Below are 24,064 nucleotides of genomic sequence, written 5' to 3' on the forward strand. Positions count from 1 at the left end.
AACTCGCGTTGAGCCTCGTAGCCCTGCGGGGTGACTCACTCCTGCAGCAGGCCGAGAAAGGCCTTCATGGCGGGGGTGACGCTGTGCTTGCGGGTGATGAAGGCGATGGTGCCGGCGCTCGCATCGCTCAAGGAGTGGCAGGGCAGCTTGAAGAGCTGATGGGCGGTGGCGGCGATGCCGGCACTGACCACGGCGCAGCCGAGCCCGTGGCTCACCCCGTTGGCCAGGTGGAACAGGGAGTCTGTCTCCAGCACCACCCGCAGGCTGAGCTGCTGGCGGGCGGCGGCCTCGTCGAAATAGCGACGAAACTGCATGGTGGCGCTCGGCAGTATCAGGGGGAGATCCTGCAAGTCCGCCAGCCTCAGGGGCTGGCTCGGGGAGAGGTGCGGGGGCAGGGGCCCCAGCAGCGCCATGGGATTGGGGTGGCGCAACTGGACGTCGAGGGCGCGGCGCTGATGCTCGGTGAGCAGCTCGTCAAAGCCGAGGCCGATGTCGGTCTGGTGCAGATCCAGCTGCTCGAGCAGGGTGCCGTGGGTCATCACCGACAGGCGCAGGCTGACCTTGGGGAAGGCGTCGTTGAAACGCTTGAGCTGCGGCATGATGTCGATGCTCGACTGGGGCACCATGCCGATGCGCAGGACCCCCGAGAGTGCGCCGCCAAACAGGCTCAGCTCCTGGCGCATGGCGTCCTGCTCCAGTAGCATGCGCTCGGCGTGGCGCAGCACCACTTCCCCCGCCTGGGTCAGCGCCACGAACTGGCTGTTGCGCACCACCAGCTCGGTGCCGAGGGATTTTTCCAGCGCCGTGATGCTGGCGGACAGGGTAGGCTGGGTGATGAAGCAGGCCTTGGCCGCCTTGGCGAAGTGGCGGTGCTGGGCCAGTTCGTAGAAATAGTGCAACTGCTTGATGTTCATCGAAGAGGAAGCGTCTGGCGTGGAGGATGGCTGACAAAGTTAATCAATCGACATCGCCATGGCAATAGAGGTTTTCTATCGGTGAATAGATTTGTTTCATTGGTTTTGGGGGAGCGACTTATCTAAACTTGAGGCCCGAATACACGTTATAAGCGTCTCGCATGATCCCATTCAATTCACGGTTGCCCAGGCTGGATGAGCTGGTGGAAGAGGTGGCCGTGTCCGTCAACATCAATGGCATCAACCACGCCGTCATGATGGCCACCCCGGATGATCTCGACGACTTCGCCATCGGCTTCCTGTTTGGCGAGGGCATCATAGGGGGCAATCACGATGTGCACGACATCCAGATCACCCCCTCGGAGCACGGCGTCGTGCTCGACATCACCATCGCCAACCGCTGCCTGGCTGCGCTGGGCCGACGCAAGCGTCGCCTGGCCGGGGCGAGCGGCTGCGGTATCTGCGGGGTGGAGGCCATAGAGCATGCGCTTCCCGAGTTGACCCCCCTGACCCCGGGCGCCCCCTTGGATACCGCGCGTCTGCGGGACTTGCGGGATCGCATCGCCCCCTGGCAGAGCAAGGCCCGCCAGAGCGGCGCCCTCCATGCCGCCCTGGCCCTGGATGATCGCGGCGAGATCCTGGCCTGTCGGGAAGACATAGGCCGCCACAATGCCCTGGACAAGCTTATCGGCATGCAGCTGCGCCAGCCCGCGCAGGCCCACACCCTGGTCATCACCAGCCGCTGCGGCAGCGAACTCATTCACAAGGCGGTGCAATTTGGCGCCGCCCACCTCATCAGCCTTGCTTCTCCCAGCCAGCTCGCGGTGCGACTGGCCCTGAAATACAACCTGACCCTCATTCATGTGCCCAGATCCGATGCCCCGGTCTGCTATGCCAGCCCCAGGCCCCAGGATCAGTTCGGAGACTCCCATGTCCAGTCATATTGAGAAACCGGCAAAGGCCGGCGGCTTTTCCTCCCTGCAGTCCACCTTCAAGCAGGTGCTGCGCAGCCAGAAGACCCGGCAGAACATCAAGAACCTGCTGCGGGTCAACCAGACCGACGGCTTCGACTGCCCGGGCTGCGCCTGGGGTGACAACAAGCAGGGGGCCTTCCAGTTCTGCGAGAACGGCGCCAAGGCGGTAGCCTGGGAGTCCACCGGCAAGACGGTGGGGGCGGCCTTCTTTGCCGAGCATTCGGTGCGCCGCCTCTCTGCCCAGAGCGACTACTGGCTCGAATACCAGGGCCGGTTGACCGAGCCCCTGCGCTACAACCCGGCCACCGATCACTACGAGCCGATAAGCTGGGACCAGGCCTTTGCCCTCATCGCGGACAAGCTGAGCAGCCTGGCCAGCCCCGACGAGGTGGAGTTCTACACCTCGGGCCGCGCCAGCAATGAGGCCTCCTACCTCTATCAGCTGTTCGGCCGTCTCTATGGCACCAACAACTTCCCGGACTGCTCCAACATGTGCCACGAGGCGAGCGGGGTGGGGCTCATCCAGTCCGTCGGGGTGGGCAAGGGCACAGTGGTGCTCGATGACTTCGACGCCGCCAAGGCCATCTTCGTCTTTGGCCAGAATCCGGGCACCAACCACCCGCGCATGATGAATGCCCTGCGCAAGGCGGCGCGCCAGGGCTGCCAGATAGTCACCTTCAACAATTTGAAAGAGGTGGCGCTGGAGCGCTTCGCCAGCCCCCAGAGCCCGGCGGAGCTGCTGACCCCGGCGGCTACCCGCATCAGCCACCAGTACCTCACGCCGAAACTCGGCGGCGACATGGCGGCGATTCGCGGCATGGCGAAATACATCCTGGAAGAGGAGGGGGGGCGCATCGATCTCGCCTTCATCGAGCAGCACACGGTGCACTTTGACGACTATCTTGCCAAGGTGAAGGCCACCGACTGGGAGCAGATCGAGGCGCAATCCGGGCTCAGCCGGGAGGAGATCGTCCAGGCGGCCAGGATCTTCGCCCAGAGCGAGAGCGTGATCAGCTGCTGGGCCATGGGGATCACCCAACACAAGCACTCGGTCGACACCATTCGCGAAATCGTCAACCTGCACCTGATGTGCGGTCAGCTCGGCAAGCCGGGGGCGGGGCTGTGCCCGGTGCGCGGCCACAGCAACGTGCAGGGCAACCGCACCATGGGGATCAACGAGAAACCCAACGCCGCCTTTATGGACCGCCTGGAGCGCCGCTTCCCGGTGGGCCTCAAGCGCACGCCGGGGCACAATGTCTACGAGGCGCTCAAGGCCCTGCACGGCGGCAAGAGCAAGGTGCTCGTCTGCCTTGGGGGCAACCTGGCAGCTGCGGCGCCGGACACCGACTTCACCTATGAGGCGATGCGCAAGAGCGAGCTCAACGTGCAGATCAGCACCAAGCTCAACCGCAGCCACCTCATGGTCTCCAAGGATGCCCTGATCCTGCCCTGCCTCGGCCGCACCGAGCTCGATCTGCAACGCACCGGCATCCAGAAGATCACCGTGGAAGATACCTTCAGCATGGTGCACGCCTCCACCGGCATGAACGAGCCGGTCTCGCCGCTGTGTCTCTCGGAGATCGACATAGTCGCGCGCATGGCCGAGGCGACGCTCGGCAGCGAGCGGGTGGACTGGTTGGCCCTGCGGGACGACTACGCCCTGCTGCGCAGCCTCATCGCCGAGACCATAGCTGGCTTTGACGACTTCAACCGCCGTATCGAGGAGCCCAGCGGCTTCCACCTGGAGAACGGCGCCGCCCTGCTGCGCTGGAACACCCCAAGCGGGCGCGCCGAATTTAGGGCCAGCCGATTGCCGGACTCCATCCTGCCCGAGTGCACCAGCCACGCGGAGCAGATGGTGGGCGAGCCCGTGCTGCTGCTCCAGAGCCTGCGCTCCCACGATCAGTACAACACCACCATCTATGGCATGGACGATCGCTACCGCGGCATCAAGGGGCGGCGCAACGTGGTCTTCATGAACGAGGAGGATGCCCGTCGCCTGGGGCTGGCCGAGGAGCAGCAGGTGGACATGACCGCCATCTGCAACGACGGGCGCGAGCGGGTGGTGCGCGGCTTTAGCGTGATCTTCTACGAGATCCCCATGGGCAACATCGCCGCCTACTACCCTGAGACCAACCCCCTGGTCGCCATCGACAGCATAGGGGAGGGATCCTTCACCCCGACCTCCAAGTCGGTGCCCGTGCTGGTGACGCCGACCCGGGCGCCGGTGACCAGCCTCGCCGTCAATCTGTAAGCTGTAAGCCTTCCGTCCCTCCAGACCCCTGCCTCGGCAGGGGTTTTTCTTTGGGAAATCCTCATCTGAGTCAATCTGCCAGCGAAGCTGTAGGGTGGCTGTATGGCTAACCAGCTTTAGGTAGAAGGGGTCGGCGTATGCCGATATCCTTGGCGCCCTTTTCCGGCCCCTGGCCGATAACCTGAAATGGATCGCGCCTGCAGCGCCGGGTGGCCTTGCGCCGTCGGTGCGTTGCACAGGATCCTGTGTGGACCCCATAGCCAGATGCTCAACTCAACCTTACCCCTCCTGACCGGCCTGGCACTGACACTGGCCGCATTCCCTCTGTATGCCTCCGCCCCCGCTGGTGGCGAGGAGACGACAGAGACCAGCCAGGATGGCAAGGAGAGCAATCCGAAGGAGAAGAAGGCCGAACGCTCGCCCTGGCTGTTCGTGCCCCTGCTCAGCTCCAGCCCCAAGCTGGACACGGCGGCAGGCATGATGGTGGGCTATCTGCACCAGTTCGATGAGAAGTCGCGGCCCTCGCTGTTCACCGTCTCGGCCAAGTACACCACCTCGGAATCCCTGATCGCCAGCGTGTTTGCTAAGACCTCCTTCGGGGCGGATCACCACCGCATCGTCGGCGGCGTGATCTCGGGCGACATCAACAACGACTACGAGAATTACCTGGGCTCTGGCCACGCCCTCGAAACCAATGACAACTTCAACTCGGCCTTCTTCCGCTATCTCTATCGGGTGGAGGGGGACTGGTTTGTCGGCGGCATGGCGGCCTACTCCAACTACGAAATAAAGGGCCAGGATGCCCAGTCCGAGCTTATCCTGGACGAGCTGGGGCTGGCGGGCTTTACCTCGGGAGGCCTGGGGCTGGTGGTGCAACATGATTCCCGTGACAGCGACTTCAGCGCGACCAAGGGCTGGTACCTCAACGTCAACAATCTGGCCTATCGGGAAGAACTGGGCGGAGAGCAGGACTTCGACATCTATCGGGTGGATTATCGCGGCTACTGGAGCCACGGCGATGGGCATGTGCTGGCTTGGCGCAACCGCAACCAGTTCTCCAACGACGCGCCGAGCGGCTCCTATTCACCCATCTATCTGCGTGGCTACACCCCGGGGGAATACCTGGCACAGCACATGTCGGCGGTGGAAGTGGAGGAGCGCTACAAGCTGGCCGAACGCTGGACCCTGACGGCCTTCGCCGGGGTGGCCTGCCTCTACGGCGACGCGGTGAACGGGGAGTCCCTGGACTGCGGTGACAGCGACAACGTCTACCCGGCCTGGGGCGCGGGCGTGCAGTACCTGCTCAAGCCCGAGGAGGGCATCGTCGCCAACCTCGAGTACGCCATGGGCAAGGACAACAACTCCGGCATCTACCTGAAGATGGGTTACAGCTTCTGATATAACGCGGCCCCTCATGGGGCCGCATTTCAATCCGCGTCTGTCACCACCACGCGGTTTCGGCCCTGGCGCTTGGCCTCATAGAGCGACTCATCCGCCCGCTTGAGCACGGCCGCGAGCCCGCTCTCCTCATGGCCTGGCCAGTGGGCAACGCCGAGGGAGATGGTGATCCGTCCCGCCGTCGCCATCTCATGGCTCGCCACTTTCAGTCGCAACCGCTCGGCGATGATCCGGGCCTGCTCCAGGGTGACATCGGGCAACAACAGCAGGAACTCTTCGCCACCACTGCGACACAGGGCGCCATCCGGCCTGACATCCTGTTGCATCAGCTGTGCCAGGGAGACGATCACCTCATCTCCGACGTCGTGGCCGAAGTTGTCGTTGATCTGCTTGAAGTGATCGATGTCGAGGGCGATGACGCTAAGGGGCTTTGGTCGCAGCAGGTATCCATCGAGCAGATGCTGCATCGCCCGCCGGTTGAGCAGGCCCGTCATGGGGTCGGTGTGGCTGTCGTTGTGCAGTTTGTCGATCTTGGTGTTGAGCAGACCCAGCCCCTTGAGGATGGCCTGTTTCAACTGGGCGGCCTCGAAGTACCAGGCGCGGATGCCGGAGATGTTGGAGGCGGCCTCCTGCTGATCCATCAGCCTGGCCTTGTTGGCCAGTTGCCGCAGCGGTCTGGAAATGACGGTGGCAGAGAACCAGATGATGAAGAGGATCAGCAGGGTGATGGGGATCATCCGCATCAGGGCACCGCGCATCTGCTCATCGAGCCCCGTCAGGGTCGCGCTCAGGGGGCGCTGGGCCACTATGCCCCAACCCGTGCTGGCCACCGGGGCAAACCCGGCAAGCATCTCGATGCCATCGACATTGGTCACGGTCTGTGAGCCTTCGCGACCCTGCAACACCTCGTTGACCACGGGATTCTCATAAAAGTGGCGACCTATCTTCTTCTTGTCCGGGTGATAGATGAGGGTGTTGTTCCTGTCCATCACATAGAGGTAGGAGCCGTCCTGGTAGTAGTGTTTGCCGAGCACGGTGGAGAGGATGCTGGCGGATTGCAGGTAGATGGTCCCTGCCACGTAGCCGAGATAGTGCTGTGCCTTGTTGAAGATCGGGTAGGAGACGGTGATGAGGTAGTTGCCGGAGAGCGAGACGAAGGGATCCGAGATCAGCGGCTTCTGAGCAGCGATGGCCTGCTGGGAGATGGAGGAGCTGAGTTTTGCCCCCTTGACCTGCAGCGTCTCGGGGGAGACGGCGACGACGACGGCATCGGTATTGACGATGACCACGGAGTTGAAGGTGTGGGTCTGCAGGCGCAGGCGGCTGACCTCCCCATCCAGGGCCCGCCCATTGCCGGCCTGCAACAGCGGCGCCAGCAGGGAGGCGCTGTAAGCCAGCTGGTTCTGGGCCGACAACAGCATGGTCTCTGTGGTGGTGGCCAGCTTGGCGGCATAGACCCGGTTGGCCTCTAGGGTGCTGGAGATCAGCAGTTGGCGCTGGGTCTGGTAGATGGTGTAGAAGCTGTTGCCAAAGGTGGCCAGTACACCGAGGACGGCCAGGGCCAGGATGAGGCGATGCAAATCAAACTTCGGCAGCCAACGAGGTTGCATGGGAGACGGGGATCCTTGTCAGTCGGCGAGGGGCGCCGGGGCAGTGGGCCGATTCTACTCAGGTTACAGGTTTAAAAGCTACCGTAAATCGGACCCGGAACCGGCCAGACCAGCTCGGCAACCTTCCCGCAGCGGCAGCCTTTGAGTGGTTGACTCAGACGCCGCATTAGCGCCGTGGATCCGGCCCGAATGCCATTCCCAGCGCGGGATCCTTGAGCTCGGCTACCGTCTGCCAGAAGGCCAGGGTGAGGGGGTTGTCATCGCCGGGTGGACGGATGAGGCCGATGGTCCAGCTCGCCTCGGCCTCGGTGAGGGGCAGGGAGATCACGTCCGGGTGCTCTATGGTGGTGGAGGAGGGGACCAGGGTCCAGGCGATGCCCGCGGCGGCGGTGGCGATGCCGGCGGCGAAGTCGTTGACGTACTGGATATCCCCAAAGCGCAGCCCGCTCTGGGCCAGGTAGTGCACGAACTGATCGTGAAAGGAGGGGGCCTTGTCCCGGCGCAGTATGGCCAGCGGCCTGTCCAGCAGATCCGCGAGCCCCTTCACCCCGGCGTAGCTGGCGGGCAGCACGGCGATGAAATGGGCGCGCACCACCGGCAGGCAGTGCCAGCCCTTGGGGGCGGGCAGGCGGCAGAACCCCAGATCCAGCCTGCCCTCGGCGAGCGCCAGCAACTGGTGATGGGTGGAGAGATCGTTGAGCTCGATGCGCACCCCGGGGCGCGCCGCCCGCAGGCGGGCGATGGCCGCGGGCACCAGCAGCTTGGTGGCGACCCCGAAACCGATGCGCAGGGTGCCGCCGTTGCCCGCCAGCACGTCCCGGGCGCTGCGCCCGAGCTGCTCGCTCTGGGCCACCAGGGCGCTGGCGTCCGCATAGAGCGCGCGCCCGAGCTGGGTGAGCCGGGTGCTGCTGGCGTTTCGCTCGAACAGCTCGCCGCCAAACTCCGCCTCCAGCCGCCTGATCTGCTTGCTCAGGGCCGACTGGGTGATGTGCTGGCGCGCCGCCGCCTGACCGAAGTGCAGCACCTCGCCCAGAGTGACGAAGGCCTTCAAGTCTCTGAGTTCCATCCCGTCTCCTTTCCACTGCGCTGTGTTTCATCATTCCTGTTGGGAATGTTGAATGGCCAAAATTGTCATTGGACGGAATTTTAGAACTGTTCGATGCTTATGCCAATTCATTCGGGGTGCCTATCTGATCGGCACCCGTTCATTCGAGGTGGCCAGCGCCATCGCAAGCAGAAGGAGACACACCAGATGCATCATCCCAAGATCAATGACTTCCCCAAGGACTTCCTGTGGGGGGCCGCCTCCGCCGCCTATCAGGTAGAAGGGGCCTGGAAGGACGATGGCAAGGGCCCCTCGGTGTGGGACGTCTTCACCAAGCTGCCGGGCAAGACCTTCCAGGGCAGCAACGGCGACGTGGCGGTGGATCACTATCATCGCGTGGAGGAAGACGTGGCGCTGATGGCCGAGATGGGGCTAAAGGCCTATCGCTTCTCGGTGAGCTGGCCGCGCATCTTCCCCACCGGTCGCGGTGAGGTGAATGAGGCGGGGCTCGCCTTCTACGAGCGGCTCATCGACAGCCTGCTGGCCCACGGTATCGAGCCGGTACTGACCCTCTATCACTGGGACCTGCCCCAGGCGCTGCAAGAGGAGTACGGCGGCTGGGAAGACAGACGCATCATCGACGACTTCGAGCACTACTGCGTGACCCTGTATCAGCGCTTCGCCGGCAAGGTAAAATACTGGGTGTCGCTCAATGAGCAGAACTATAACCTGACCAACGCCTATCAACTGGGGACTCATCCGCCCGCAGTGCAGGACCGCAAGCGCTTCTTCGCCGCCAACCACATCGCGTTTCTGGCCAACGCCCGTGTCATCAAGGCGTTCCGTCAGCATGTGCCAAACGGCCTCATAGGCCCGAGCTTCGCCTATTCCCCCGCTTATCCGGCATCCTGCGCCCCCAGCGACATGCTGGCGTTCGAGAATGCCGAGGAGTTCACCAACCTCTGGTGGCTGGATGCCTACTGCTTCGGCCGCTACCCCCAGACGGCGCTCGCCTACCTGAGAGAAACCGGCGAGGCCCCCGAGATCCTGCCGGGGGATCTGGCGCTCTTGCGAGAGGGGACGCCGGATTACATCGGGGTCAATTACTACTACACCCTGACCTTCACCGACAACCCGATCGGCGGCCAGACCATGCAGCGCATCAACACCACGGGCCAGAAGGGCACCACGCCGTCCAGCGGCGTGCCGGGTCTCTACAAGACCACCCCCAACCCGCACCTCGAGACCAGCAACTGGGACTGGGCCATCGATCCCACCGGGATGCGCATCGCCCTGCGCCGTCTCTCGTCCCGCTACGGTTTGCCGCTGATGATCACCGAAAACGGCCTCGGCGAGTTCGACAAGCTGACCGCGGATGGCCGGGTGCACGATGACTACCGTATCGCCTACCTGCAGAGCCACCTGAAAGCCTGCCAGGAGGCGCTGCAGGACGGGGTCGAGCTGCTCGGCTACTGCGCCTGGTCCTTCACCGACATCCTGAGCTGGCTCAATGGTTACCAGAAGCGCTACGGCTTCGTCTATGTGGAGCGGGACGAGCAGGGGGGATCCTTGCGCCGCATCAAGAAGGAGAGCTTCCACTGGTATAAGAGCGTCATCGCTTCCGGCGGCAAGACGCTGTAAGGCGCGTGCGAGCGGGGAGATCTCCCCCTTGACGCATGTCAAAGGCCCCCTCGGGGGCCTTTTGTGTTTGCCCTTGGCTGGTACTGTGGCGGAAGAGGCCTAGATAAACATGCCGCCTGAGGCCTCGATGCGCTGGGCGTTGATCCAGCGGCTGTCCGGGGAGAGCAGGGCGGCGATGACGCCGCCGATGTCGTCGGGCTGGCCGACCCGGCCGAGCGCCGTCTGGCTCGCCACGAAGTCGTTGAGGGCCGGATTGTCACGCACGGCGCCGCCGCCAAAGTCGGTCTCGATGGCGCCAGGGGCCACCACGTTGACGGCGATGCCGCGCGGGCCCAGCTCCTTGGCCAGATAGTGGCTCAGCACCTCGATCCCCCCCTTCATGGCGGCGTAGGCGGCATAACCCGGCAGGGCGAAGCGGGTGAGACCGGTGGAGAGGTTGAGGATGCGCCCGCCATCGGCGATCAGGGGCAAGAGCTTCTGGGTCAGGAAGAAGGTCCCCTTGAGGTGGATGTTGAGCAGGGTGTCGAACTGCTCCTCCGTGGTCTGCTCGAAGCTGGCGTGGATGCCGATGCCGGCGTTGTTGACCAGGAAGTTGAACTGGGTGCGTTGCCACTCCCGGGCGAGCAGCTGGCGTACTTCCTGTGCGAATGCCGGGAAGCCGGCGCTCTCGCCCACTTCCAGCGCCAGGGCGTGGGCCTGCACCCCGAGGGTTCGCGCCTGGGCCACCACGGCGGCGGCCTCGTCGGCCTGGCTGCGGTAGGTGATGATGAGATCGACCCCCTTGGCGGCGAGGGCCAGCGCCGCGTGTTTGCCGAGGCCGCGGCTGGCGCCGGTGATGAGGGCGATGGATCTGGTCATGGTGTGACTCCTGTCTGGGGATGAAGGGCTCGTGTTGAACCGGCGGGATCACTGTATTAGGGCTTTCGTGCGGGATAAAGAGGGTGATAATGAATGCACTGTTCCGTTTGAAAGGACAATCACCCATGGATCAACTGGATGAGATGAGGCTCTTCATGCGGGTCGCCGAGCTCGAGAGCTTCAGTCGCAGCGCCGAGCAGCTGGGGATCCCCAAGGCGACCCTCTCCGCCGCCATCCGCCGGCTGGAGGAGCGAATGGGCACGCGCCTGCTGCAGCGCACCACGAGGCGAGTGCAGCTGACCACGGATGGTCAGCTCTGTTACGCCCGCTGCCGGGATCTGCTGGCGGACATGGAGGAGTTCGGCGGCCTGTTTCGCCAGGAGGGGCAGATCTCGGGGCAACTGCGGGTAGACATGCCGAGCCGGATGGCACGCCACCTGGTGATCCCGGCGCTGCCCACCCTGCTGGCGGCCCATCCCGCCTTGCAACTGATGCTGAGCAGTACCGATCGACGGGTGGATCTGGTGCGCGAGGGTTTCGACTGCGTGGTGCGGGTCGGGGCGCTGGAGTCCTCCAGCCTGGTGGCGCGCCCCCTCGGCCAGTATCGCCAGATCAACTGCGCGAGCGCCGGCTATCTGGCCGCTCACGGGGTGCCCCAAAGCCTGGCGGATCTGGGCCGTCACCGGTTGGTGCACTATGGCACCGGGCTGGGGCGCAGCGAGCCCGGTTTCGAGTACCTGAGCGAGGATGGCAGCCGCGCCCTGTTGCCCATGGCGGGTGCGCTCACGGTCAACGACAGCGAATCCTACCTCGCGGCGGCGCGGGCGGGGCTCGGCATCATCCAGATGCCGCGGGTCGGGGTGGAGCCGCTGCTGGGCAGCGGCGAGCTGGTGGCCATCTTGCCCCGCTGGCAGGCGCCTCCGCTGCCCATTCACGCCCTCTATGCCCATCGTCGCCAGCTGGCCCCCAGGGTGCAGCTGTTCATCCGCTGGTTGGCGGAATTGCTCGAGACGGCCCTGGCCACCGAATCAGGCGCGGCTGCGCCTTGAGCGGTATTCGCTGGGGGAGAGTGCGAAGGCCCCCTTGAAAAAACGAGTGAAGCTGCTCTGGCTGGCGAAACCGAGCCGACCGCCCACCTCCTGCAACTGCAGGCTGGAGTCTTGCAACAGGCGGCAGGCCTCTTCCCTTCTCACCTGCTCCAGCAGGGCCGAGAAGTGGCAACCCTCCTCGCGCAGGTGGCGATTGAGGGTCCAGCGGGTCAGCCCGAGGGAGTCGCAGATCCCGGCCAGCAGGGTGCGCGGATCGGCGCTCCCCTGCCACAGTTGGTGCCGGATCAGCCCAATCACCCTGTCCCGGTAATGGAGGCGGGGACGCAGCAGGCTCATCTGACTGTCGAGCTCCCCCAACAGCAGTGGCTGCAGGGGGCCGTTGTACCCCTCGTAGGCCTGGTCGAGCAGGGCGGCGGGGAAGCGCAGCTGATAGCCATCGCCGAGTAGCAGCCGCCCTCCCAGCCAGGCGGCCAGCTCGCGCCACAACCTGGGGCGCACCGGGGTGGGCAGCACCAGCAGCCCTTGGCCCGGGTGGTAGAACTGGAGCAGGGCATAGAGATGGCAGAGGTTGGCCAGGCTGCTCAGGGCGACCACATCCGGGTGATCGGATTCCGAGTAATAGCTGAGCCGGGCCCAGCCATCCTCCTCTTGCAGGGCGATCCGGTCGCACTCGCCGATGAGCGGGCGAAAGGAGAGGAAGTAGTGCAGCGCCTGGCGCCAGCTGGCGGCGTTGCAGCACAGGCTCGCCAGTGGCAGGAAGTCCGCAAACAGGCCGGTGAGGGAGGGGGGTGACCAGCTGTGGCTCATGTCCGCATGGGGGGCGACCTGGGCCAGTAGCCGGAAGTGGCGCTGGGCATCGATCCGCCCCTGAGGCAGTTGCAGCTCCTCCCGGGCGATGCCGGCGGCGAGCAGCAGCTGGTTTGGATCCCGTCCCTGCTGCTGCCAGTGGGTGATGCAGTGCAGGGCTATCCGGTTTGAGACAGTTTTCACGGCGAAATCCTTGTCGACGAGGGTCCACCATCATCTGCCTGTCGGTAGAAATTGCCGTGAGCCAGGCACGGATAATTGTTTCATTTATGTAACCAAGGGTAACCCTGCAAGCCTTTTCACAGTTTTGAACACTGCTCCCAACCGGCAATTTCCTGCACCCGGCGGACAAGTTGGGGCGGTCGATTTTGCATAGAGTGGCCTGACCTACACACAAGGAAGACCACAATAATGAAATACCATCGTCTCGCCATGACCCCTCTCGCCCTGACCATAGGCGCCCTGCTGCTGGCGGGTTGCAATGACAATGACTCCGCCCCCAAACCGACTCAGCCCAGCCTGGGTCACCGCACCGTCAGCCTGCTCGAGCAGGACGGCCTGCAGTTCAAGGATCTGGACGGCAGCGGTACCCTGACCCCCTATGAAGACTGGCGCCTTGGCGCCACCGAGCGGGCGCAGGATCTGGTAGGCAGACTCTCCCTGGCCCAGAAGGCTGGCCTGATGATGCACGGCACCCTGGTACTGGACGGGGAAGGGCGAGTCGACCAGAGCGCCATGGACAAGATGCTGCGCGAGGATGGCGTCAATACCTTCATCACCCGCATGGCGGGGGATCCGGCGGCCATCGCCGAGGACAACAACCGGTTGCAGGCGCTGCTGGAAGGGGTGGGGCTCGGCATTCCCATGACCGTCAGCACGGATCCCCGCAACCACTTCACCCATGATCCCAACGCCACCAGCATAGGTGCTGGCGCCTTCTCCCAATGGCCCGAGACCCTGGGGCTGGCCGCCATCGGCGACGCCGCCCTGGTGCAGCGCTTCGGCGACATCGCCCGCCAGGAGTACCGCGCCGTTGGCATCCACGAGGCGCTATCGCCCCAAGCGGATCTCGCGACCGAGCCGCGCTGGGGTCGCATCAACGGCACCTTCGGCGAGAACAACCAGCTCGCCAAGTCCCTGGTCAAGGCCTACATCGAGGGCTTCCAGCAGGGGAACAAGGGCATAGGCAAGGAGAGCGTCGTCACCGTCGTCAAGCACTTCGCCGGGGCCGGTCCCCAGAAGGACGGGCTGGATGCCCACAACCCCTGGGGCAAGGAGCAGGTCTATCCGGGGGGTCAGTTCGCCTATCATCTGGTGCCGTTCGAGGGCGCCTTCGAGGCCAAGGTGGGGGCCGTCATGCCTTACTACGCCTTGCCGGAGGGATTGACTTATGAGGGTCAGGCCATCGAGGAGGTGGGCTTTGGTTTCAACCGCCAGATCATCACCGATCTGCTGCGGGGCCACTTCAAGTTCGGCGGCGTGGTGCTGAGCGACTGGGGCATCATCAACGACTGCAACGCCCGCTGCGAGGAGGGGCTGAGCCAGGCGCAGGTGGATGCCGGCGTCAGCCCCTGGACGGTGCCCTTTGGCATGTCATGGGGAGTGGAGAAGCTGACCAAGGCCGAACGTTACGCCAAGGCTATCGCGGCCGGGGTGGATCAGTTTGGCGGGGTGGAAGATCCGGGGCCCCTGCTGGCGGCGGTGCAGAGCGGGCTGGTGACGGAAGCGGCTATCTCGGCCTCGGCTAAGCGGATCCTCGAGCAGAAGTTCGAGCTGGGACTGTTTGAGAATCCCTATGTGGACGCTCAGGCGGCGGTCGCCCTGGTCGGCAAGGCCGAGTTCCAGCAGGAGGCCCAGGCCGCCCAGGCGGCGTCCCACGTCCTGCTCAAGAATGAGGGCGCATTGCTGCCCCTCAAGGCCGAGGGCAAGCGGGTCTACCTCTATAACATCAATGCCGAGGTGGCAACGGCCAACGGTTACACAGTGGTGACAAACCTGGCAGAGGCGGATCTCGCCATCGCACGGGCCAACGCCCCGGGCGAGCAGGATCCCCGCTTCCCGTTTGGCAGCATCCACTTCGGTCAGCTCGGTTTTGCCAGCAGCGATCAGCTGGTGCAGGAGACGGCCCACGAGGGGGTCTATCATGGCGGCGACGACTTGGCCGCCATCCAGGCCATCGAGCAGGCGGGGGTGCCGCTGGTGCTGTCGGTCTATCTGGACAGACCGGCCATCCTGACCGAGGTGGCCCCGGCCGCCAAGGTGCTGCTTGCCAACTTCGGGGCCCTGGATCAGGCGCTGTTCGATGTCATCAGCGGCAAGGCCAAGGCCCGTGGCAAGCTGCCCTTCGAGCTGCCCTCCAACTGGCAGGCGGTGCTGAACCAGGCCTCGGACGTGGCGAGCGACTCGGTCAACCCGCTCTATGCCTATGGCGCCGGGTTGGCGTATTGAGTCTCCCAAGATCACGAGATGATGAACAAGGCGCCTGCGGGCGCCTTTTCTATGGGGACCATCGAGGATACCGGTTTGGCGCTAGGGGCAGGCTTGGGCATAATGGCGACCCACAGAGGAGATCCTATGAAATTTATCGGTGCCCACGTCAGTGCGGCCGGCGGGGTAGAGAACTGCATCGCTCGCGCCCAGGCCATCGGGGCCAACGCCTTCGCCCTGTTCACCAAGAACCAGCGCCAGTGGCAGGCGGCGCCCCTGTCGGACGCCAGCATCCGCGCCTTCAAGCTGGCCTGCGACAAGGCAGGCTTTCGCCCGGAGCAGATCCTGCCCCACGACAGCTACCTCATCAACCTGGGTCATCCCGACCCGGATGCCCTGGCCAAGTCCCGGGATGCGTTCCTGGACGAGATCAAGCGCTGCGAGCAGCTCGGTCTCTGCTACCTGAACTTCCACCCCGGCAGCCACCTCAAACAGATCCCGGAGGCCGCCAGCCTCAAGCTCGTGAGCGAATCCATCAACTGGGCGCTGGAGCGCAGTCAGGGCGTGACCGCCGTGATTGAGAACACCGCCGGTCAGGGCACCAACCTCGGCTGGTCGTTCGAGCAGCTGGCGACCCTCATCGAGGGGGTGGAGGACAAGGGCCGGGTCGGCATCTGCTTCGACACCTGCCACGCCTTCGCCGCCGGCTACGATCTGCGCACCCCCGAGAGCTGCGCCGCCGTGTTTGCCGAGTTCGATCGGATCGTGGGTTTCGAGTACCTCAAGGGGATGCATATCAACGGCGCCAAGTGCAGCTTCGGTAGCCGGGTCGACCGCCACCACAGCCTGCGCGAGGGCAACCTCGGCGAGGCAGTGTTCCACCACATCATGAACGACGCGCGCTTCGACGGCATCCCGCTGATCCTCGAGACCATAGACGAGTCCATCTGGGGCGACGAGATAAGCTGGCTGCGCAGCCTGGCCAAGGCATAAGAGTCAGGGCCATCAATAAAGTGGTATCAGGAGACAAGATGCAACCACAAAAGATGCCGGCAACCCTGCGCTGGGGGATCGCCGGAGCGGGGGCCATCGCCCGGCGTTTTTGCCACGACGTGAACCAGCACGGCCGCGCCGGACGGGTGCTGGCGATCGCCGCCCGGGATCAGGGGCGGGCCGACGAGTTCGCCCGTGAGCTGGGGCTGCCGCTGGCCTTTGGCAGCTATCAGGCGCTGGCTCAGAGCTCGGAGGTGGACGCCGTCTACGTGGCGGTGATCCACCCCGAACATGCCGAGCTGATCAAGCAGATGCTGCTCGCGGGCAAGCACGTGCTGGTGGAGAAACCGGCGGTGACCAGGCTGGCGGACTGGGATGCGCTGGTGGCGCTCGCCCATGAACGCGGTCTGCTGCTGCAAGAAGCCATGAAGGTGATGTGCTTCCCCGCCATGCGCGAATTGCTGCAACGTTTGCCCGGGCTGCCCGCGCCGCACTCCCTGCGCGCCGCCTTCGGCTCGGCGCCGCCCCGGGAGGGCAAGTTGTTCGATCCGGCCCTGGACGGTGGCGCCGCCTGGGATGTGGGGGTCTATCCGCTCTGGCTCTACGCCGCCTTCTGTGAGCGGTTGGGGCTGGCAGCCGGGGAGCCCGGGGTCAGCCTGCAGCGGGCCCCCGGCGAGGTGGATCTGGTGGCTGACTTTGCCTTTGGCGGGCCGCTTTGTGCCGAGCTCGGCGCCTCCATCATCGAGGATCTCGACAAGGCCGCCTACCTGAGTGGCGGTGAGGGGAATGAGCGCTGGGAGCTGGTCATCGAGGGCAAGTGGTGGAATCCGCAAGCGGTGCGCTGGCTGGTGGGAGAGCCCCTTGCCGCCTGGCCAGGCGACATAGTGCTGCCGGTGGAGGGGGGCGGCATGCAGCACGAGGCGGATCACTTCGCCCGCTGCGTTGCCGAAGGGCTGCTGGACTCCCCCTGGGTGCCCCAGGCCCTGACACGCCGGGTGCTGGGCTGGGTCGAAGCTGGGCTGGCGTCGGCGCACGATAGAGAGGCGTGATCACCTCGGTAGGTATCGGCTTGATCAACAGAGGGCGCTAAGGCGCCCTCTGTGTTATCCGGCAACTGCGCCAGGATGAGCGATGCGCTCAGGCGTCAGGCAGGCTCTGCTTGCGGCAGAAGGCCAGGAAATGGCGCAAGGCGGCGGAGTGGTACTTCTGCTTGTGCCAGACGAGGGAGAGCTGACGGGGGAAGCGGCGGTTGAGGGTGAGGGCGACCAGCCGACCGCTCGCGAGCCTGTCCGAGACCGCGAGGCGGGAAACGAAGGAGAGGCCGAGGCCGTGCTCCACTGCCAGCATCGCCGCCTCCAGAGTATTGAACTCGAGCCCCGCCCGCCAGCGCGGCAGTTTGGGCTGGAGCTGCTGTTCGAACTGCTCACGACTGCCGGATTGGGGCTCGCGCAGCACCCAGGTCTCGTCGGCCAGCTGGCTCAGGGGCAGCTCGAGCCGATCGGCCAGGGGGTGATGGGGTGGGGCTATGATCAGCATCTCGTCCTCGAGCCAGGGTTCGCTCAGCAGATCCGGGTGGTGGTTCTCCCCCTCGATCAGCGCCAGATCCAGCTCGAAGTGGGCGAGGGCGTGGCACAGCAGGTGGGTGTTGGCGATGGTCACCCGAGGCGGCAACCCGAGCTCATGAGCGCTGTCGGCCAGCAGGCTGGGCAACAGATAGTTGCCTATGGTCTGGCTGGCGCCGAGCCGCAGCTGGCCGCTCGGCTCGGCATCCGGGCTGAACAGCTGCTCTATCTCTTGCATCCGGGTCAGCAGCTCCTCGGCGGCCGGTTGCAGCAGGCGCCCCTCGTTGTTGAGCTGCAACCTGGGGTGCACTCGGTCGAACAGCGGGGTGGCGAGCTGGCGCTCCAGTTCCTGCAACGACTGGGAGACGGCCCCCTTGCTCAGGAAGAGTTCGTTGGCCGCACCGCCTAAATTACCGTGGCGGGCGATGGTGGCGAAGACCTTGAGTTGCTGCAGGGTCAGCTTCATGTGTTTAGTTTTCCTTAACGCTTAATTCAATTCATTTAGATATCGTAAACGATAGTCCCCCTTTATCCTATGCCCATCGTCATCAAGAAGAGGGTATCAAGCATGATCGCACGCACCCGCCGCTCCCTGGCCTCAGCCCCGACCCCCATGGCCGGGCTGGCTCTCGGGATCGCCAGCCTCGGCTGGTGTTGGGAAAACGCCGGTCAGTTCGATGGTCGTCTGCAACTGCTGGGCGCCGCTATCGCCGCCGCGCTGCTCCTGATCCTCACCGGCAAGTTCCTGTTGCACCCGCGCCTGCTGTGGCAGGATCTCGCTCATCCCGTGGTGGGCAGCGTGGTGCCCACCTATGCCATGGCCACCATGGTGGTCTCCAAGGCCGTCGGCATGCTGGTGCCGGCACTCGGCCAGGGGCTCTGGTTGTTCGCCGTGGTACTGCATCTGGTGTTCCTCGCCACCTTCATCTGGCACAGGGCGAAAGAGTTCGAGCTCCATCACATGGTGCCGAGCTGGTTCGTGCCGCCGGTCGGGATCATAGTGGCGGACGTCGCCTACCCGGGTGGCCCCTTCGCCGGGCTGGCCGAGGGCCTGCTCTGGTTCGGCATGATCTGCTACGGCCTGATGCTGCCGCTGATGCTCTATCGCCTCATCTTCAGCCACGAGGTGCCGGATGCCGCCAAGCCGACCATCGCCATCCTGGCGGCACCCGCCAGCCTGTCCCTCGCCGGCTACCTGACGGTGAGCGAGGAGCCCTCCTTGCTGCTGGTGGCAACCCTGCTCGGGATCGCCATCCTGATGACGGGCATCATCTACCTGGCTTTCATCAAGCTGCTGCGCCTGCCGTTCTCCCCGGGCTTCGCCGCCTTCACCTTCCCGCTGGTGATCGGCGCCACCGCCCTGTTCAAGGTCTGCCATCTGTTGGCGCAGTGGCCAGAGGCGGCTCACTACGCACAGCAGATCAATCAGCTGGCTCACCTCGAGCTCGGTGCGGCCACCCTGATCGTGGGCTATGTGGCGCTGCGCTACCTGATGTTCTTCCTGCCGCTGAGCCAGCGCGAAGTGCTGAGCCAGCCGCTGCACCGTTGACCCGGTTGCAAGCCCTGAACAAGACACCCCGCCTGGCGGGGTGTCTTGCATGAAAGCCCCGTAAAACCGGGACCTGGCGGGAAAATACCCCCTCATGACAAGTGCTGACCGACGGTGCCCCTGTCAAGGTGAGAGTCGGCTCAAATACTCGCTCATTAAGGCGATATTAAGGTGGTTTTCACTGGTATTACCTGTCAGGATGGCCGCAATTGCCCACTGCCACCGTTCAATCGTATTCATGTCCTCTCAAGATCCCGTGTTTGACTCCTCTTTTCAGCCCCGTTTGTTGCACCCGCGCTACTGGTTGAGCTGGTTCGCCCTCGGCGCCCTCGGTGTGCTCGCCTTCGTGCCGCCGCGCTGGCGTGACAAGCTGGCCGATCTGCTGGCGCCCCTGGTGCTGAAGATCTCCAAGAAGCAGGTCTATATCGCCCGCACCAACCTCGCCATCTGTTTCAAGGAGCAGAGCGAGGCCGAGCGCGACGCCATCCTGATGACCTCCATCCGGGTCGGGCTCAAGAGTCTGCTCGGCTTTGGCGAGTTTACCTGGCGCAGCCCCGACTACCTGATGAAGCGTATTGCGGTCAGCGGGTGGGAACACATCGAAGCCGAGCAGGCCGCCGGCCGACCGGTGATCCTGGTGGTGCCCCACAGCTGGCCCATCGATGCGGCCGGTTACTACTTCTCCCAGCAGGGGGTGCCCATGTGCACCATGATGAAGAGCGCCCGCAACCCCGTGTTCGACTGGCACATCAACCGTGAACGGGCCAAGAATGGCTGCCGCGTCTACGAGCGCAGTGCCGGCATCAAGCCGGTGATCAAGGCGGTCAAGTCGGGCTTGAGTTTCTTCTACCTGCCGGATCAGGATCATGGCCGCGAGGCGAGCATCTTTGCCCCCTTCTTCAATCATCCCAAGGCGACCCTGCCGGCCTTGCCCCGGCTGGTGAAGCTGACCCGCGCCAAGGCGGTGCCCGTGCTGGCCTGCTATGACGAGGCGGCGCACTGCTACCGGCTGGAGATAGAGGCGCCCTTCGCCGACTACCCGAGCGAGGATCTGCTGGCGGACACCTGCCGCATGAACGATTGCGTGCAGCAGCAGCTGACGCGCCACCCGGGCCAGTACATGTGGTTCCTCAAGATCTTCGATACCCGCGAGGATCAGGAGGGGGAGGACGGCCTCTACGAAGAGGGGATCCGCCGCATCCGCAAGGGGCTCTCGCCCCATCCCTGAACCCCTGCTGAATCACTCAGTTGAAAATGGCCCCAAGTGGGCCATTCTTTATTTCTAACTAGTCTGATCAGTGACTTGGCGCGGCCCCTCGGGAGCCTCAGGGTAGAAAAAAATGTCAGGATCACTAAAATAACGGTTTGTTTTGACGATTCGATGGCGACCATGTCCGCACAAGATCCGGTGTTTGACACCTCATTTCATCCCGGTCTGCTCAACCCACGCTGGTGGGGTAGCTGGCTGGCCCTCGCACTGCTCTCCCTGCTGGCCTGGATCCCGGCCAGGCATCGCGACCGACTGGCCGATGGCATGGCGCCGCTGCTGCTGCGCTTCTCCAAAAAGCAGGCCTACATCGCCGAGACCAACCTCAAGATCTGTTTCCCCGCCCTGGATGCGGCCGGGCGCGAGGCCCTGCTGCTCAAGTCCATCCGCACCGGCCTCAAGACCTTCATGGGCTTTGGCGAGCTGACCTGGCGCAGCAAGGCGTTCCTCAAGGGGCGCATCAAGGTGCGCGGCTGGGAGCATATCGCCGCCGAGCGGGCGGCCGGGCGCCCGATGATCTTCGTGGTGCCCCACACCTGGGCGGTGGACACCATTGGCCGCTACCTGACCGATGAGGGGGTGCCCCTGTGCACCATGATGAAGAGCCCCAAGGATCCGGTGTTCGACTGGTACATCAACCGGGAACGCAGCAAGGGCGGTCGGGTCTATGAGCGCAGCGTGGGCATCAAGCCGGCCATCAAGGCCCTGCGCGGCGGTGACAACTTCTTCTACCTGCCGGATCAGGATCATGGCCGGGAGGCGAGCATCTTCGTGCCCTTCTTCGGCCATCCCAAGGCGACCCTGCCGGCCCTGCCCAAGCTGGTGAAGCTGACCGGCGCCAGAGCCGTGCCCATCCTGGCCTGCTATGACGAGGATGAACACAGCTACCGGCTGGAGGTGGAGCCGCCGTTCGATCCTTATCCCACGGCGGATCTGGTGGCGGACGTCAATGCTATGAACCGCATGGTGGAGCGCCAACTCGGCCGCTTCCCGGAGCAGTACATGTGGTTTCTCAAGATCTTCGAGACCCAGGAACATCAGCAAGGGGAGGACGGCCTTTATGAGGAAGGGATAAGGCGCATCCGTCAGGGCTTGCCACCCGAGCCATGAACCGGCGGCCCGTCTGGCCCTGATGGCGACGGGCATGAGAAAGGCTCGTTTGTCCCCTGTTTTTGCGCCGTTCTGCCGAGTTGGGCAAGGGCTGGCAGGGGATCCTGGCGCGGCAGGGCGCAAAGAGTGTAAAACAGGCCGGTGGCGGACGCTCTCGTCCTACGCAAACAAGGTGCAAACAAGGTGCAAACAAGGTGCAAATAAGGTAAAAGGGCGGTCATGAAAATTCCAAATCGAATCCAACCTCTGGTTGATGACGGCCTGGTCGACGATGTCATCAGCCGGCTGATGAGCGGCAAAGAAGCCGACGTCTATGTGGTGCGCTGCGGCGACGAGATCCGCTGCGCCAAAGTCTATAAAGAGGCGGCCAAACGCAGCTTCAAACAGGCCGTGGTGTATCAGGAAGGGCGCAAGGTGCGTAACAGCCGCAGCGCCCGCGCCATGGAGAAGGGCTCCAAGTACGGTCGCAAGCAGCACGAAGAGGTGTGGCAGAACACCGAGGTGGACGCCCTGTTCAAGCTGGCCGCCGCCGGCGTGCGGGTGCCCAAGCCCTATGTCTGCCTCGATGGCGTGCTGTTGATGGAGCTGATCACCGACGAGGAGGGCAATGTGGCGCCCCGCCTCAACGACGTGGCGCTCAGCTCCGAGCAGGCGCTGGCCGATCACGCCAAGGTGATCCGTTACGTGGTGCGCATGCTCTGCGCCGGCCTCATCCACGGGGATCTCTCCGAGTTCAACGTGCTGGTGGATAGCAAGGGCCCCGTCATCATCGATCTGCCCCAAGTGGTGGACGCCGCCGCCAACAACCAGGCCAAGGCGATGCTGGAGCGGGACGTCAACAACATGCGCAACTACTACGGCATGTATGCGCCCGAGCTGCTCCAGACCCGTTATGCCAAGGAGATGTGGGCGCTGTTCGAAGACGGCAAGCTTACCCCGGAATCCGAGCTGACCGGCCTGTTCGAGGAGAGTACCGAGGCCATCGACATCGATGCCGTGCTGCACGAGATCGAGAGCGCGGAAGAGGAAGCGATGGAGCGGCGGGCTCGCATGAAGGCCGAGCAGGAAGAAGAGTTCTGATGCGAACTTGAGGTGCTCCCTCTGCCTACACCCTCTGTGTTGGGGTGCCGGTCTTTAGCAGGCTGGTTGTGGAAGGGTACCGCAATAATGATGAGGGGCAATGTGCCCCTCTTCGTTTAAACGGCGGACCCAGCCGGGAGCCTGAGCCCACTGAACAAGTCGGGTTAGCAAGCCAGCCGATTGGCGCGGCGCGCAACCACAAACACCAGCGTACACAAGACGATCGGCACCAGAAAATCCAGAACACTCCCCAGTTCCCAGACTCTGGGATCGAATCCGCCCCACCAGGGCATGTTGGCCCTACGCCCCTGGCCGAACAGCGCTATCCACCTGTATTCCGCCTGTGTCTGCTCCCGTGCCACAAACCATATGCACCCAATGAGGCCGCCATATCCCCAGTGCCCCAGATGATATCCGATCAGAGCCTGTATCGAGACCGCTGCGCTGGCGTGATAGAAGGGAGATAAATCCATAAACAATCCTTGGTGCTCACCGAGAGAGCCCGCCACCTGCTTTGTGTAAACGGGCTGTGCCAATGCGGGTAAGCGGGTCTGCGGCAGCTTTTTGTAGATATATGCCGTTACGGCCAGTCTGCTTCGCCGGGATCAGAGTCCGGCCAGGGGCGGGGCGATGAGGCGGGGGCCGGGGTACCCCGTCACCTCACCGAAGCGCGGATGACCGCTCTCCCAATCCAGGGCGGCGGTACGAATGGTCTCCCTGTCAAAGCTCACGAAGTTCCACCAGATCTGCAGCGGCTGTGACAAGGGCTCACCACCGATCAGCAGCACGCGGGCGCCTGCGGCCAGCTCGACCTCCAGGCTCTTCTCTCCCGGCGGCAGATAGAGGAGCTGCTCGGGGGCCAGAGGCTCCTCGGCGGTGCTCACTTGACCCTGCAGGGCGAAGAGCCCGTGCTCGAAGGTCGGGTCGAGGGACAGCCGTACCCGCTGCGCCTCACCGGCGTGCAGATCCAGCCCCAGGATGGGGGAGAAGCGCAGGGTCGGCGCGCTGCGGCCCTGATAGTCACCGATCAGCAGGGTGAAGGTGGCCTCCGCCTCCTGCCAGCGGGGCAGTGCGGGATAGTGATCGAAGCGGGGTCGGGTCTCCTGCTCGCCCTCTGGCAGCGCTATCCAGAGCTGGGCGGCGTGCAAGTCGGGGTGGCCCGCCAGCGACTCCTCGGTGTGGGCTATGCCGCGCCCGGCGGTCATCAGATTGACCTGGCCGGGGCGGATCACCTGCTCATGCCCCAGGCTGTCGCGGTGCAATATCTCCCCTGCCAGCATCCAGGTGAAGGTCTGCAGGGCGATGTGGGGATGGGGCCCCACGTCCAGGCCTGCCGCGCCGGGCGCAAAGCGGGTCGGCCCTATGTGATCGAGGAAGCACCAGGGACCTATGGTGCGCCGCTCCTTGACCGGAATGGCGCGGGCTACCGGGATCCCGCCCACGTCGGTGAGGCGGGAGGCAATGCGTTGCCACTGTGGTTTCATCTTCTACTCCTTGCTGGGCGGTGATCCTGCTGCATCAGGATA

General features: G+C 64.3%; 20 protein-coding genes. 12 read left to right on the forward strand and 8 right to left on the reverse strand.

Annotated features, from left to right (window positions below):
- Positions 1–35 precede the first annotated feature (35 nt).
- Positions 36–914 carry a LysR family transcriptional regulator gene (locus MM194_RS01765; protein WP_241342453.1) on the reverse strand — a complete coding sequence of 293 codons (879 nt, stop codon included), beginning with the start codon at positions 912–914 and terminating at the stop codon, positions 36–38.
- Between the two features lie 161 nt (positions 915–1,075).
- On the opposite strand from MM194_RS01765, the gene fdhD reads away from it, so the two are divergent.
- From fdhD to MM194_RS01780, 3 genes are all read left to right on the forward strand, one after another.
- Positions 1,076–1,861, forward strand: coding sequence for a formate dehydrogenase accessory sulfurtransferase FdhD (gene fdhD, locus MM194_RS01770; RefSeq protein ID WP_241342454.1), 786 nt, complete (start codon positions 1,076–1,078; stop codon positions 1,859–1,861).
- Entirely contained in the window at positions 1,845–4,142 is a 2,298-nt protein-coding gene (locus MM194_RS01775; protein WP_241342455.1) for an FdhF/YdeP family oxidoreductase, read from the forward strand. Before fdhD ends, MM194_RS01775 begins: the two co-directional genes overlap by 17 nt.
- 264 nt (positions 4,143–4,406) lie before the next feature.
- Positions 4,407–5,540 carry a hypothetical protein gene (locus tag MM194_RS01780; protein WP_238566449.1) on the forward strand — a complete coding sequence of 378 codons (1,134 nt, stop codon included), beginning with the start codon at positions 4,407–4,409 and terminating at the stop codon, positions 5,538–5,540.
- A gap of 29 nt (positions 5,541–5,569) precedes the next feature.
- Here MM194_RS01780 and MM194_RS01785 read toward each other — a convergent pair whose 3' ends face one another.
- Both MM194_RS01785 and MM194_RS01790 read right to left on the reverse strand, forming a co-directional pair.
- Positions 5,570–7,150: a sensor domain-containing diguanylate cyclase gene (locus MM194_RS01785; protein WP_241342456.1), complete on the reverse strand. Its 1,581-nt coding sequence runs from the start codon at positions 7,148–7,150 to the stop codon at positions 5,570–5,572.
- 166 nt (positions 7,151–7,316) lie between these two features.
- Complete coding sequence (locus MM194_RS01790) at positions 7,317–8,216, reverse strand: LysR family transcriptional regulator (protein WP_241342457.1); 900 nt, start codon at positions 8,214–8,216, stop codon at positions 7,317–7,319.
- A gap of 186 nt (positions 8,217–8,402) precedes the next feature.
- Here MM194_RS01790 and MM194_RS01795 point away from each other — a divergent pair, with 186 nt between their 5' ends.
- Positions 8,403–9,836 carry a glycoside hydrolase family 1 protein gene (locus MM194_RS01795; protein WP_241342458.1) on the forward strand — a complete coding sequence of 478 codons (1,434 nt, stop codon included), beginning with the start codon at positions 8,403–8,405 and terminating at the stop codon, positions 9,834–9,836.
- Between the two features lie 99 nt (positions 9,837–9,935).
- Here the strand turns inward: MM194_RS01795 and MM194_RS01800 are convergent, their stop codons facing one another.
- Entirely contained in the window at positions 9,936–10,694 is a 759-nt protein-coding gene (locus MM194_RS01800) for an SDR family oxidoreductase (RefSeq protein ID WP_241342459.1), read from the reverse strand.
- Positions 10,695–10,819: 125 nt separating this feature from the next.
- Here MM194_RS01800 and MM194_RS01805 point away from each other — a divergent pair, with 125 nt between their 5' ends.
- Positions 10,820–11,743: a LysR family transcriptional regulator gene (locus MM194_RS01805; protein ID WP_241342460.1), complete on the forward strand. Its 924-nt coding sequence runs from the start codon at positions 10,820–10,822 to the stop codon at positions 11,741–11,743.
- Here MM194_RS01805 and MM194_RS01810 read toward each other — a convergent pair.
- Positions 11,723–12,733: an AraC family transcriptional regulator gene (locus tag MM194_RS01810; protein WP_033131961.1), complete on the reverse strand. Its 1,011-nt coding sequence runs from the start codon at positions 12,731–12,733 to the stop codon at positions 11,723–11,725. The two genes, MM194_RS01805 and MM194_RS01810, sit on opposite strands and share 21 nt — an antisense overlap.
- A gap of 228 nt (positions 12,734–12,961) precedes the next feature.
- Between MM194_RS01810 and MM194_RS01815 the strand changes: the two genes are divergently transcribed.
- The 3 genes from MM194_RS01815 (at position 12,962) to MM194_RS01825 (ending at position 17,019) form a co-directional block, all read left to right on the forward strand.
- Positions 12,962–14,998, forward strand: coding sequence for a glycoside hydrolase family 3 N-terminal domain-containing protein (locus MM194_RS01815; RefSeq protein WP_241342461.1), 2,037 nt, complete (start codon positions 12,962–12,964; stop codon positions 14,996–14,998).
- A 126-nt stretch (positions 14,999–15,124) separates the two neighbouring features.
- Positions 15,125–15,970: a deoxyribonuclease IV gene (gene nfo / locus MM194_RS01820; protein ID WP_241342462.1), complete on the forward strand. Its 846-nt coding sequence runs from the start codon at positions 15,125–15,127 to the stop codon at positions 15,968–15,970.
- A 38-nt stretch (positions 15,971–16,008) separates the two neighbouring features.
- Positions 16,009–17,019 carry a Gfo/Idh/MocA family oxidoreductase gene (locus tag MM194_RS01825; RefSeq protein ID WP_241342463.1) on the forward strand — a complete coding sequence of 337 codons (1,011 nt, stop codon included), beginning with the start codon at positions 16,009–16,011 and terminating at the stop codon, positions 17,017–17,019.
- Positions 17,020–17,107: 88 nt separating this feature from the next.
- Here the strand turns inward: MM194_RS01825 and MM194_RS01830 are convergent, their stop codons facing one another.
- Positions 17,108–17,998, reverse strand: a complete 891-nt coding sequence (locus MM194_RS01830) for a LysR substrate-binding domain-containing protein (RefSeq protein ID WP_033131957.1) — start codon at positions 17,996–17,998, stop codon at positions 17,108–17,110.
- Between the two features lie 102 nt (positions 17,999–18,100).
- Here MM194_RS01830 and MM194_RS01835 point away from each other — a divergent pair, with 102 nt between their 5' ends.
- From MM194_RS01835 to MM194_RS01850, 4 genes are all read left to right on the forward strand, one after another.
- Positions 18,101–19,081, forward strand: a complete 981-nt coding sequence (locus MM194_RS01835) for a TDT family transporter (RefSeq protein ID WP_241342464.1) — start codon at positions 18,101–18,103, stop codon at positions 19,079–19,081.
- A gap of 238 nt (positions 19,082–19,319) precedes the next feature.
- On the forward strand, positions 19,320–20,309 hold the full coding sequence (lpxM, locus tag MM194_RS01840) for a lauroyl-Kdo(2)-lipid IV(A) myristoyltransferase (protein ID WP_033131956.1): 990 nt from the start codon (positions 19,320–19,322) through the stop codon (positions 20,307–20,309).
- A gap of 153 nt (positions 20,310–20,462) precedes the next feature.
- On the forward strand, positions 20,463–21,458 hold the full coding sequence (locus tag MM194_RS01845; protein WP_241342465.1) for a lauroyl-Kdo(2)-lipid IV(A) myristoyltransferase: 996 nt from the start codon (positions 20,463–20,465) through the stop codon (positions 21,456–21,458).
- Between the two features lie 219 nt (positions 21,459–21,677).
- A complete protein-coding gene (locus MM194_RS01850) occupies positions 21,678–22,538 on the forward strand; it encodes a PA4780 family RIO1-like protein kinase (protein ID WP_241342466.1) in 861 nt (286 codons plus the stop codon).
- Between the two features lie 164 nt (positions 22,539–22,702).
- Here the strand turns inward: MM194_RS01850 and MM194_RS01855 are convergent, their stop codons facing one another.
- The gene (locus MM194_RS01855) at positions 22,703–23,011 is read right to left on the reverse strand and encodes a hypothetical protein (protein WP_241342467.1); all 309 of its coding nucleotides are present in this window, start codon (positions 23,009–23,011) and stop codon (positions 22,703–22,705) included.
- 132 nt (positions 23,012–23,143) lie between these two features.
- A complete protein-coding gene (locus MM194_RS01860) occupies positions 23,144–24,022 on the reverse strand; it encodes a pirin family protein (RefSeq protein WP_241342468.1) in 879 nt (292 codons plus the stop codon).
- Between the last annotated feature and the right edge of the window lie 42 nt (positions 24,023–24,064).

The sequence above is a fragment of the Aeromonas sp. MR16 genome (assembly GCF_022549315.1).
Classification (GTDB): domain Bacteria; phylum Pseudomonadota; class Gammaproteobacteria; order Enterobacterales; family Aeromonadaceae; genus Aeromonas; species Aeromonas aquatica.